The following is a 12,001-nucleotide window of genomic DNA, read 5'->3' on the forward strand; positions in this document are numbered from 1 at the left end:
GACGGGGCCCGTGCCGTCGTGCGACGTGCTCGGGTCAGACCGGCTGCTCGCCGATCAGACGACGGTAGGCGTAGGCCACCGCGATGTAGGACAGCGGGATCGTGACCAGGAGCCCGATCCCGCACAGGAGCGCGCCGACGATGTTGATGCCGAAGAGCGCGAGGAGCAGCAGGAAGACCGACCCGAAGTTCTTCGCCACGAGCGACCAGCTCGACTTGATCGCGGTGATCGCGTCCTGCTCCTTGTCGAGCGTGAAGTAGTAGACGAAGGTCGAGAAGAGCAGGACCGCGAGCCCCGGCAGGACGCAGAGGATCGTGCCGACGGCAGCCATGATCCCGACCAGGAAGGCCGCGAGGATGACGTTCACCACGTTGCCGATCCTGAAGAACGCCGCGACGTCGGGCTTGCGCGCCTGCGACTCGTCGAGAGCACCGCGGGTGAAGAAGGCCGTGATCAGGTAGCCGATGATCGCGCCGACGATCGACAGCACCACGCTGCCGAAGGTCAGGCCGGCGGCCTCGAGCATGTTGGTGTCCGTGAACCCGTCGGTGCGGTAGTCCGTGAACCGGTCGAACCCGCCGGTGATCCAGCTGAAGACGGCGTTGATCAGGACGAAGATCAGGGCCGCGAGGATCCACGGCAGCGGGTTGGCCCAGAACCGCTTCCACCCGAACCCGATCGCGTCACCGACCGCGAACGGCGCGGCGCCCACGTAGGCGGGCTGCGCCGGAGGCGGGTAGGCGCCACCGGGAGGGGGGTACGCGCCGCCGGCCGGCGGGTAGCCACCACCCGGGGGCGGGTAGCCCCCGCCAGGAGGCGGGGCGACCGGCGGCTGGCCTCCGGCCGGAGCGCCGTAAGGGGGCGCGGCAGGCGCACCGTACGGAGGCGCCGCGGGCGGTGGGGTCGGCGCGCCGTAGGGGGGCGGGGCGACGGGCGGTGCGGTCGGGGGCGTGGCCGGAGGCGCCGTCGGGGGCGTCGGCTGCGCGGGCGGCGCCACCGGAGGGGTGACGGGCTGCTCGGGCTCGGAGGGAGGCGGCGTGGCGCCCGGGTCGGGCGTGCTCGCGTACGGGTTCTGCGGCGTGGGCTCGTTCTCTTCCGGCGGCGGCCCGCCTGCGGTGTTGTCGCTCATCGGGATCCCTCGGTCGTCGGGGTGCGGCAAGCCACACTGTGAACAGACTGTGACGATCGAACATTTCACAGATCGCTATCAACGATGACGCTTCGGGACGTTTCCCGCCACAGGAGCAGCGGGTGACGACGGCCCCCGTCGACGCCGTCGTGCGTTCCGGCGCGGGAGTCTGCGCCGGCACCGCGCGCGACCTGGTCCGCGCCGCACGAAGCGGTCAGCCGCGGAGCGCGACCGCCTGTGCGAGACCGGCCGCGACCACGCTCGCATAGAGCGTGGTCCCCTCCCCCGCCGGGTGCACGCCGTCGGGTCCCAGGAGGGTCGGGTGGGCCGCGATCGCCGTGCTCCAGTCGGCGACGACGACGTTGCCGAAGCGCTGGGACGCGCCGATCATCTCGGCGTTGGCGACAGGCACCCAGGACCTGTCGGCGTATCCCGTCACGAGCACCACGGTGTGGTCCGGTCCGATCGTCGCGAGGACCTGGTCCATCATCGCGGCGTCGATCGTGCTGTTCGTGCCCAGCGAGACCACGACGTAGGGCCGCAGGTTCCCGGCCGCACGCACCGACTCCACGAGCCCAGCGGCGTCCTTCATCTGCCGGGACACCGCGCCGTCGACGAACACCCCGGGCAGGGCCGCCGTGAGGGCGGGCGCGCTCGCGAGGGCGACCGAGTCGCCGATGATCGTCACCTGGTCCCCGGGCGGGGGCACTGGGGGCGCGGCCGGCGCCGCGGGGTCCGGGGCCGCCGGGGCCGGTGCCTCAGCGCCGGGAGCCGCAGTGTCCGGCGCTGCCTCAGGAGCCGGCGCCTCCCCGGCCACCGCCGCCCCCGGCTGCTGCGTCCCCGCCGCGACCTCCTGCCCCGCGAGGATCTGCGACTCGACCGAGGACACCGCCGGGGCCCGGACGACCCCTGTGACGGCCAGCCCCACGACGAGCACCGTCGCGGCGAGGGTGACCCACCCGTGGACGGGTAGCGGGTTGCGGCCCGCAGCCCCCCTCTGTGCCCAGGCGCCCACGGTGCGGACGTAGCCACCGAACCCTCGTCCCATGACCGGCCTCTCGACGAACCGGTACGACAGCGCCGCGACGACCGTGGTCACGACCGTCGCGGTCAGCGCGACCCACGGACCGGGGGTCGCGTACAGGCCACCGCCGCCCGCGACCGCGGCGACCAGGACGAGCACGGGCCAGTGCCACAGGTAGAGCCCGTAGGAGCGGGCGCCGACCCAGCCCACGGGTCCCTTGTCGAGCACGCGGCCGAGCCGGGGCGCGTGCAGGACGAGGTTGACGACCCCCGCGGTGGCCAACGACACGACGAAGAGCCCGCCGCGGTAGGTCACGGCCCCGTCCCACGGCATCCGGAGCATCGCGAGCAGCAGCACGAGGGCCCCCACGATCCCCGCGCCGAGCACGAACGCCGCGCCTCGGGTGGTCGCGGTCCGTGGGGACTCGCGCACGAGCGTCGGCCGACCGGTGCGCAGGTGCCAGAAGGCCAGGAACGCGCCGATCATGAGCCCGAACAGGTGCGTGTCGGTGCCGAAGTACACCCGCGTGGGGTCCGTCCCCGGCACGTACAGCAGCGCCATCGCCACGGCCGAGGCCACGGCGAGGACACCCGCCAGGACCAGGGCCCGGCGCCGGGTGATCCGCAGCGCGAGCACCCCGAGGACCGCGAGCGGCCAGAGCAGGTAGAACTGCTCCTCGACCGCGAGCGACCACAGGTTGGCGAAGAGCTGCGGGGCGAGCCCGCCCGAGTAGGTGCTGCCCTGCGCGATGTACACCCAGTTGCTCGTGAAGGTGGCGGCTCCGGCCACCTGCGCGCCGATACCGACCAGGAGGTCACCGCCCAGGAGGCCCGCGACCGCCGTGCACGCGAGCACGACGAGCGCGAGCGCCGGGAGCAGACGGCGCGCCCTGCGGACCCAGAACCGGGTCAGCGAGACCGTGCGCCGCTCCCGGAACTCGCGGACCAGGAGCGTCGTGATGAGGAAGCCCGAGAGCACGAAGAAGACGTCGACCCCGACGTAACCGCCCGGGAGCAGCTGCGGCGCGAAGTGGAAGAGCATGACCGAGATCACGGCGAGAGCCCTCAACCCGTCCAGGCCGGCGATCCGTCGGTACCGGACCGTGGGACGGGCAGGGCGAGAGGGGCGCTCCGACCCGCGTCCGTGAGGGGCTTCGCGGACCGACGGCGGAGCGAGGGTCTCGGCGGTCGGGTCCGCGACCGCTCCGGGATCGAGCACGTCGGCCGGTCGCAGTCGTTGCCACACGTCGACGCGTTCCGCCGACGTCCTGGCCTCCCCGGTCTGCACCGAGGCCGACTGTCCGACCATCGTCACCCGTCCGTCAGCTCCCGCACGACCGTGTCTGCCAGCAACCTCCCGCGCAGGGTGAGGACCCCACGACCGTGGATGGCCGCCTTGCCGTCGAGGAGGCCTGCCGCGACCATCCCGGCCACGTTGCGCCGGCCCACCTCGGTAAGGACGCTCAGGTCCAGTCCCTCTCGCAGCCGCACCCCCAGCATGACGCGTTCGAGGTGCGCCTCCTCGAGCGTCAGGAGCTCGCGTCCGGCCGCCGGGCTGTTGCCCGCCTCGAGCAGCGCCGCGTAACGCCGCGGGTGCTTCACGTTCCACCATCGCACGCCCTCGCGGCCGCCGTGGACAGGCTCGCCCGACGCGTCCGACGAGTCGACGAGCGACTCCGAGGCCGCGGTCGACACCCCGCCGACATCCGTACGGTTCGCCGCTCCACCGATGTACGAGTGGGCTCCGGGGCCGATGCCCCACCAGTCCTCGCCCCGCCAGTAGGCCAGGTTGTGGCGGCAGGCGAAGGCGGGATCCGGTCCGGCCCTCCCGTCGTCCCCCGTGGCCCGCCGTGCCCAGTTGCTCACCTCGTACCACTCGAGCCCGGCAGCGGTCAGCAGCTCGTCCGCGAGCTCGTACTTCTCGGCCTGGTCGTCCTCGCTCGGCAGCGCGATCTCTCCGCGGCGGACCTGAGCCGCCATCTTGGTCCCCTGCTCCACGACGAGCGCGTATGCCGAGACGTGGTCGACCCCGGTCGCCAGGGCAGCCTCGAGGCTCGTGCGCCAGTCGTCGAGCGTCTCGCCCGGCGTCCCGTAGATGAGGTCGAGCGAGACCGCGAGCCCCGCTTCGCGGGCCCAGCGCACCACGTCGGGGATGCGCCGCGGGTCGTGGGTCCGCTCGAGGGTCGCGAGCACGCGCGGCACGGCCGACTGCATCCCGAACGAGACGCGCGTGAACCCCGACTCGGCAAGCTGCGCGAGCGACTCAGGGGTCACCGAGTCCGGGTTGGCCTCGGTCGTGACCTCGGCGCCGGGGGCCAGGCCCCACGCGGCGCGCACGCCCGCGAGCATCCTGCCCAGGTCTCCCGCCGGCAGCAGCGTCGGGGTGCCACCGCCGACGAACACGGTCGAGACCGGACGCGACGCCAGGCCGGCCTGGTCCATGACGCGCGCGGCGAGCTCGATCTCCCGCAGGGCCGTGTCGGCGTACGAGGCCTGGCTCGCGCCACCGCCCAGCTCCGAGGCCGTGTAGGTGTTGAAGTCGCAGTACCCGCAGCGCACGGTGCAGAACGGCACGTGCAGGTACACCCCGAACGCGCGACCCGCGTGGTCGTCCGACCCGGCCCCGCCGGGACCGGGCCCCACCCACGCCGGGAGGGCTCCGTCGTCGGGCACGGGGATCCCGTCCGGGAGCGCCGGGCTCATGCCCGCACCCCGGACGCCGCAGAGCGCGCGGTCCCCGAGACGACGAGGACCACGCGCTCACCAGGCAAGCAGCACATCACTTCTTGGACTTGTCCTTCGCGTCCTTGCCGCCGCTGCTGCCCGCACCGTCGGAGGACAGCGCTGCGATGAACGCGTCCTTGGGGACCTCGACCGTACCGATCGTCTTCATGCGCTTCTTGCCCTCCTTCTGCTTCTCGAGCAGCTTGCGCTTACGGCTGATGTCGCCGCCGTAGCACTTCGCGAGCACGTCCTTGCGGATCGCACGGATGGTCTCGCGGGCGATCACGCGCGCGCCCACGGCCGCCTGGATGGGGACCTCGAACTGCTGGCGCGGGATCAGCTCCTTGAGCTTCTCCGTCATCATGACGCCGTACGAGTACGCCTTGTCCTTGTGCACGATCGCGCTGAAGGCGTCGACGGTCTGGCCCTGGAGCAGGATGTCGACCTTCACGAGGTCTGCCGCCTGCTCGCCCGAGAGCTCGTAGTCGAGCGACGCGTAGCCGCGCGTCTTGGACTTGAGCTGGTCGAAGAAGTCGAACACGATCTCCGCGAGCGGCAGCGTGTACCGCAGCTCGACCCGCTCCTGCGAGAGGTGGTCCATGCCGCCCAGCACGCCGCGCTTGCCCTGGCACAGCTCCATGACCGCACCGATGAACTCGGTGGGGCACAGGATCGTGGCCTTGACGATCGGCTCACGGATCTCGCCGATCTTGCCGCCCGGGAACTCGCTCGGGTTGGTGACCGTGACGACCGAGCGGTCCTCGAGGGTCACCTCGTAGACGACGTTCGGGGCGGTCGAGATGAGCTCGAGGTCGAACTCGCGCTCGAGGCGCTCGCGCACGATCTCCAGGTGCAGCAGGCCCAGGAAGCCCACGCGGAAGCCGAAGCCGAGAGCGACCGAGGTCTCGGGCTCGTAGTTGAGCGCCGCGTCGTTGAGCTTGAGCTTGTCCAGGGCGTCGCGCAGGACCGGGTAGTCCGAGCCGTCGATCGGGTACAGGCCCGAGAACACCATGGGCTTGGGGTCGCTGTAGCCGCCGAGCGCGTCCTCCGCGGGCTTGGCCGCATTGGTCACGGTGTCGCCGACCTTGGACTGGCGCACGTCCTTGACGCCCGTGATGAGGTAGCCGACCTCGCCCACGCCGAGCCCCTTGGTGGGGTGCGGCTCGGGCGCGCTCACGCCGATCTCGAGGAGCTCGTGCGTCGCCTTGGTCGACATCATGACGATCTTCTCGCGCGGGTTCAGGCTGCCGTCGACCACGCGCACGTACGTCACGACGCCGCGGTAGGTGTCGTACACCGAGTCGAAGATCATGGCGCGCGCCGGGGCGTCGGCGTCACCCTGCGGGGCCGGCACCTCTTCGACGATGCGGTCGAGCAGCTCGGTCACGCCCATGCCCGTCTTGCCCGAGACCTTCAGGACGGTCGAGGGGTCGACGCCCACGAGGCCCGCGATCTCCTCGGCGTACTTCTCGGGCTGCGCGGCCGGCAGGTCGATCTTGTTGAGCACCGGGATGATCGCGAGGTCGTTCTCCATCGCGAGGTACAGGTTCGCGAGGGTCTGCGCCTCGATGCCCTGCGCGGCGTCGACGAGCAGCACGGCACCCTCGCACGCGGCGAGCGATCGCGAGACCTCGTACGTGAAGTCCACGTGCCCGGGCGTGTCGATCATGTTCAAGGCGTAGGGCACGAGCGGCGCCGACGTGTCGTCAGGGTCGTCGCCCTCCCGCACGGCCCACGGCATGCGCACGGCCTGCGACTTGATCGTGATGCCGCGCTCGCGCTCGATGTCCATGCGGTCGAGGTACTGCGCACGCATGGCGCGCGCGTCGACGACGCCGGTCAGCTGCAGCATGCGGTCGGCCAGCGTGGACTTGCCGTGGTCGATGTGCGCGATGATGCAGAAGTTGCGCAGCAGCTCGGGCGGCGTCGCCGCGGGCTGGATGCGGGTGCTCAGCTGGGCGCTGGGGATCGGGGACAACGGGGGTGCGCTCCTGTGGTGGGTCAAGACGGGGCGGCGGACGGCGCCCGGACCTGCGGCTCGGTGCTCGACGACGGAGCGTGAGCCGCCGGGTTCTGCCCGGCAGGTCGCTGGTCGCCGCGCGCAGGGTCGGACAGCAACCATCATTGTCCCACGAGCCCGCACCCGGCAGGCACGGGCGGGCGCCTGCCCGCGCCGCCCGGCCGTCACGCGGTGCGCGTGATCTCGACCGTGACCTCCAGGTCGCTGGCCGCCGCTCCCGCGTACACGCCCTTGAGGGGTGCGACGTCCTCGTACTCGCGTCCGCGCCCGAGCACCACGTGGTCGAGGCCAGCGCGGCGGCGGTTGGTCGGGTCGTAGCCGCGCCACGCGCCCGTCCACCACTCGATCCAGGCGTGCGACTCCCCCGTGACCGTCTCCCCGACCACCCCGTCCGTGACCGGGTACAGGTACCCGGAGACGTAGCGGGCCGGGATGCCGACGCTGCGCAGCGCGCCCGCGCACAGGTGCGCCATGTCCTGGCACACGCCCTTGCGGGCCAGCCAGGCCTCGGCCGCGGGCGTGTGCGCCGTGGTCACCCCTGGCACGTAGTCGAGCCGGTCGCGCAGCGCGAGGCAGATGGCCTCGGCCGCCGACTCGGGGTCCAGCCCGGCGGCGACGTCGAGCGCGAGGGCCGCGACGTCGTCGGGCACCGCGGTGGTCGCGCTGTCCGTGAGGTACGCCGCCTGGGCGTCCACGACGTCCTCCCCGCCCAGCTCCTCCCACGTGACCTGCGCCCCGCCGGTGGCCGGCGGGGCGACCTCGACCGTGGCGGTCGCCACGATCGTCAGGCGCCGGTGCGGCTCGAGGACCTCGAACGCGGTCACCGTCGTGCCCCAGTAGTCGACGTACTCGTGCGACCACGTGGTCGGCTGGACCGCGACGGCGGCGTCGCGCACGTCCTGCGCCGGGCCCCCCGCAGGCGTCATGCGTGCCTCGTTGTACGACGCCGTCACGGGCGCCTCGTAGTCGAACGTCGTCGTGTGGACCACGCGCAGGGTCCGCCGGCCGGCGTCGCCGACCACCTCGGTGCTCACAGTGCTTCTCCTACCCAGGTCGTGGCGGCCGCGGACGGGAAGTACCGCGCCTTGATCGCGTCGCTCGCGCGCGAGCAGGCGCGCTGGACGCGCTCCATCGCCGCGGGCAGGTCGTCGAGGACCTCCTCGAGCGGGGCGAACTCGAGGCTCGCCCGCACGCTCCCGAGCTCGCGCCGCGCGTCGTCGCTCACCCCGTGACGCCCCTCGGGCTCGAGCTCGCGCAGGCACGCCTCGGCACTCTCGAGCGCGCACACGATCGACCGCGGGAACAGGCGGTCGAGCAGCAGGAAGCCCGCGGCCCGCTCGTCCGACGCGATCCCGCGATAGACCCGCAGGTACGACTCGTAGGCGCCGCACGAGCGAAGCAGCGTCGTCCACCCGGGGCCCGCGTGCCCGAGCCGCGTCTGGGTCGTCACGAGCCGGGCCGTCATGTCGGCCCGCTCGATCGACCGGCCCAGGAGCATGAAGTGCCACGTCGCGTCGCGGCTCGTGGCCGAGTCCATGAGTCCCGCGACGATCGCCGCCCGCTCGCGCACCCACGAGAAGTAGTCGTGCGGGCGGGCCAGGCGGATGCTGCCCGAGACCTGGTTGCGGGTCGTGTTGAGGCACTCCCACAGCTCGGTCGAGATGATCTCGCGCGCACGCCGGGCGTTCTCGCGCGACGCGACGAGCGACCCCGCGATCGACGACGGGTTGAGCTGGTCGTGGGCCAGCACCCGCAGGACGTGGGCCCGGTCCACGAGCCCCGTGCCGGGCTCGACGGGGTGGTCCATGACCGTCAGGAGCGACCGGCAGGCCAGGTCCTCCGCGGCCCACGGGTCCTCGCTGAGCATCTGGACGTGCACGTCGAGGATGCGGGCGGTGTCGTCCGCGCGCTCGACGTACCGACCGATCCAGAAGAGAGACTCCGCGATCCGGCTCAGCATGGTCGTTCCCCGTCCGTCGCCACGTGCCCCCGGGCCGGTGCGGCCCCGGGCTCGCGAGGGACCGCACGCTGGCGGTCGCTCGCCTGCTGCTGTTGCTGCTGCTGGTGCCGGCTCCCGGCACCCTGGGCGGCGTCCGCGGGATTGGTCGCGATCGGGACCCCGGCAGCCACCGCACCGGACGCCGCGAGCGTCACGGGGGCGACGTCGTCGACCACCTGCCGGGGTCCCTCGCCCAGGACCCACGTGTCCTTGGAGCCGCCCCCTTGCGAGCTGTTCACGACGAGCTGCCCCTCGGGCAGCGCCACGCGCGTGAGCCCTCCGGGCAGGACCCAGACGTCCGTGCCGTCGTTGACCGCGAACGGCCGCAGGTCCACGTGACGGGGTCGGAAGCGCCCGTCGACGAACGTCGGTGCCGTCGAGAGCTGCACCACGGGCTGCGCGACCCACCCGCGCGGGTCCGCCTGGAGCCGCCGGCGCATCGTGTCGAGCTCGGCACGGGAGGCCGCCGGACCCACGAGGATCCCCTTGCCACCCGATCCGTCGACGGGCTTGACGACCAGCTCGTCGAGGCGGTCGAGCACCTCCGCGAGCGCCTCGGGCTCCTGCAGGCGCCACGTGTCGACGTTGGGCAGGAGCGGCTCCTCCGACAGGTAGTAGCGGATGAGGTCCGGGACGTAGGTGTAGACGAGCTTGTCGTCCGCGACCCCGTTGCCCACCGCGTTCGCGAGCGTCACGGTGCCGAGCCTCGCGCACCCGAGCAGCCCCGGGACACCCAGGATCGAGTCGGCGCGGAACTGCACCGGGTCGAGGAACGCGTCGTCGACGCGCCGGTAGATGACGTCGACCCGGCGACGGCCCTTGGTGGTCCGCATGTAGACGCGACCGCCCGCGCAGAACAGGTCGCGCCCCTCGACGAGCTCGACACCCATGAGCCGGGCGAGCAACGAGTGCTCGTAGTAGGCCGAGTTGAAGACGCCGGGGGTGAGCACCACGACCGTCGGGTCGGGGACCCCGTCCGGGGCTGCGGCGAGCAGCGCGGCCAGGAGCCGGCGCGGATAGTCGATCACGCGCCGGATGCGCAGGCTCGAGAACAGCTCGGGGAACGTCTGCACCATGGCCTGCCGGTTGGAGATCACGTAGCTGACGCCGCTCGGGACGCGCACGTTGTCCTCGAGCACCCGGAAGTCGCCCGCCTCGTCCCGGATCAGGTCGATCCCCGAGACGTGCGCCCGCACGCCGTTGGGCGGCTCGATCCCGTACGCGGCCCGGTGGAAGTCGGCCGAGGACAGGATGAGCCGTTGCGGGACCACCCCGTCCTCGACGCAGTGCTGCGGGCCGTAGACGTCCGCGAGGAACGCCTCGAGCGCGCGGACCCGTTGGGCCACGCCCGCGGAGATCCGGTCCCACTCGTCGGCCTCGATGACCCGCGGGACCACGTCGAGCGGGAAGGGACGCTCCTCGCCCGCGACGTCGAACGTCACGCCCTGCGCGAGGTACGAGCGGGCCAGCGCTTCTGCCCGCGAGGAGACCTCGGCCGCGGTGAGGCGGGTCATGGTCGTGTGCACACGCTCGAACCGGGGACGCAGCCCGCCGTCCTCGTCGAGCATCTCGTCCCAGGCCCGTGAGCGGGGATAGTCGTCGAAGAGGTCTGCCATGACGGGGACCGTAGTCACCCGGTGTTCCCGCGGCGTGTCCCCCGTGTTACCGGTCGCGTCCGGGTGTGACGGGCGGTCGACGCGGGGGCCCGACGGCCGGTCCGACGGCCGGTGCGGGACCGCTCGGACCGCCGTGCCGGATACGGGTAGATTGCGGGCGTGGCTCAGAACAAGTGGATCTCCCTGCTCACGGACGCGGCCCGCGCGATCCTCGGCGCGCTCGGCGGGTCGTCGCGATCGGGTGGCTCGGGCGCGGGTGGCTCGTCCTCCGGCCCGACGACGTCGGGCACCCCGCGCGGCATCGCTCCCCGCCCCGGGTCCGGTGCGCCGTCGTCGGGCACCGCGGGCCCCAAGCCGGGACCGCGCACCAAGCCGGGCACCCCGAAGGGCTCCGCGAGCACGCGGCCGGCGGGCCGGAAGCCCGCACCCCAGGGACAGGCTCGCGGGCCGCAGCCCGGTGCCGGCACCTACCCCGGCGACTACACGGGCGCGGTGCGCGCCGAGTACGCACCCCAGCTCGACGGCGACCCGGACCCCGGCGAGATCGTGTGGACCTGGGTCCCCTACGAGGAGGACTTCACCCAGGGCAAGGACCGTCCCGTGCTGCTCGTGGGTCGCGACGGCGGCTGGCTGCTCGCGATCATGCTCACGAGCAAGGACCACTCGCGCGACGCCGCGGACGAGGCCCGCTGGGGCCGGTACTGGCTCGACATCGGCTCCGGTCCCTGGGACGCCCAGGGGCGCGACTCCGAGGTCCGCCTCGACCGCGTGATCCGCGTGGACCCCGGCGCCGTGCGTCGCGAGGGGGCTGTCATGGGCCGCTCGACGTTCGACACGATCATCCGCGAGATGGGCAAGGTCTGAGGCCTCGCACCTGGGCTGCGCCCCTGCCGGGCGCTCCGGCACGAGACCCCGCCACAGGGTCCGCAGGACCCGGCACAGGGCGCGTGCGGACCGTGCGCGAGGGGCGAGGAGGGCGCCGTTCCAGCGTTCTGGCCGATCCTGCGGTCGGCTGGTAGTCTTGGTGGTCGCGTGTCCGCCCAGGTCGGCGGGCACAGTTCCAGCTCCTCTCCAAGGGTTCCCCACCCCCAGTCCCGGAGCTGGAATCGCCCTCTACGACCTATTCGATCGCTTCGGCGAACACACCAGAAAGTCCACACGTGGCTAACATCAAGTCTCAGATCAAGCGCATCAAGACGAACGAGAAGGCTCGTCTGCGCAACAAGGCTGTCAAGTCGGAGCTCCGGACGAACGTTCGCCGCGTTCGCGAGGCCGTCGCCGCCGGTGACAAGGAGGCCGCAACCAGCGCCCTCGTCGTCGCGTCGAAGAAGCTCGACAAGGCAGTCTCCAAGGGTGTCATTCACGAGAACCAGGCTGCTAACCGCAAGTCGGCACTCGCGAAGGCCGTCAACGCTCTCTGAGCCTGACACTCCCTTCCACGCGTGACCTTGTGCGCCCCTGATCCACCTCGGGCAGCACGGTGAACGTCG

General features: G+C 72.4%; 9 protein-coding genes. 2 read left to right on the top strand and 7 right to left on the bottom strand.

The features are described 5' to 3' along the window. Positions 1 to 34 precede the first annotated feature (34 nt). From ACFWFR_RS12385 to ACFWFR_RS12415, 7 genes are all read right to left on the bottom strand, one after another. A complete protein-coding gene (locus tag ACFWFR_RS12385) occupies positions 35 to 1,129 on the bottom strand; it encodes a hypothetical protein (RefSeq protein ID WP_377623161.1) in 1,095 nt (364 codons plus the stop codon). Between the two features lie 214 nt (positions 1,130 to 1,343). Continuing rightward, positions 1,344 to 3,461 carry an acyltransferase family protein gene (locus ACFWFR_RS12390; protein WP_377623162.1) on the bottom strand — a complete coding sequence of 706 codons (2,118 nt, stop codon included), beginning with the start codon at positions 3,459 to 3,461 and terminating at the stop codon, positions 1,344 to 1,346. Between the two features lie 2 nt (positions 3,462 to 3,463). Continuing rightward, entirely contained in the window at positions 3,464 to 4,855 is a 1,392-nt protein-coding gene (gene hemW / locus ACFWFR_RS12395) for a radical SAM family heme chaperone HemW (protein WP_377623163.1), read from the bottom strand. 76 nt (positions 4,856 to 4,931) lie between these two features. Beyond that, positions 4,932 to 6,854 carry a translation elongation factor 4 gene (lepA, locus tag ACFWFR_RS12400; RefSeq protein ID WP_377617212.1) on the bottom strand — a complete coding sequence of 641 codons (1,923 nt, stop codon included), beginning with the start codon at positions 6,852 to 6,854 and terminating at the stop codon, positions 4,932 to 4,934. Positions 6,855 to 7,060: 206 nt separating this feature from the next. Continuing rightward, positions 7,061 to 7,930 (bottom strand): transglutaminase family protein, encoded by an 870-nt coding sequence (locus ACFWFR_RS12405; RefSeq protein WP_318244357.1) that lies wholly within the window; start codon positions 7,928 to 7,930, stop codon positions 7,061 to 7,063. Further along, the gene (locus ACFWFR_RS12410; protein WP_191800966.1) at positions 7,927 to 8,856 is read right to left on the bottom strand and encodes an alpha-E domain-containing protein; all 930 of its coding nucleotides are present in this window, start codon (positions 8,854 to 8,856) and stop codon (positions 7,927 to 7,929) included. Before ACFWFR_RS12410 ends, ACFWFR_RS12405 begins: the two co-directional genes overlap by 4 nt. After that, positions 8,850 to 10,511, bottom strand: coding sequence for a circularly permuted type 2 ATP-grasp protein (locus tag ACFWFR_RS12415; RefSeq protein ID WP_377623164.1), 1,662 nt, complete (start codon positions 10,509 to 10,511; stop codon positions 8,850 to 8,852). The genes ACFWFR_RS12410 and ACFWFR_RS12415 overlap by 7 nt, the downstream gene beginning before the upstream one ends. A 159-nt stretch (positions 10,512 to 10,670) precedes the next feature. Between ACFWFR_RS12415 and ACFWFR_RS12420 the strand changes: the two genes are divergently transcribed. After that, entirely contained in the window at positions 10,671 to 11,375 is a 705-nt protein-coding gene (locus ACFWFR_RS12420) for a type II toxin-antitoxin system PemK/MazF family toxin (RefSeq protein ID WP_191800970.1), read from the top strand. A 296-nt stretch (positions 11,376 to 11,671) separates the two neighbouring features. Beyond that, the gene (gene rpsT / locus ACFWFR_RS12425) at positions 11,672 to 11,932 is read left to right on the top strand and encodes a 30S ribosomal protein S20 (RefSeq protein WP_056650751.1); all 261 of its coding nucleotides are present in this window, start codon (positions 11,672 to 11,674) and stop codon (positions 11,930 to 11,932) included. Positions 11,933 to 12,001 lie beyond the last annotated feature (69 nt).

The organism is Oerskovia sp. NPDC060287 (assembly GCF_042726775.1).
Classification (GTDB): domain Bacteria; phylum Actinomycetota; class Actinomycetes; order Actinomycetales; family Cellulomonadaceae; genus Oerskovia; species Oerskovia merdavium.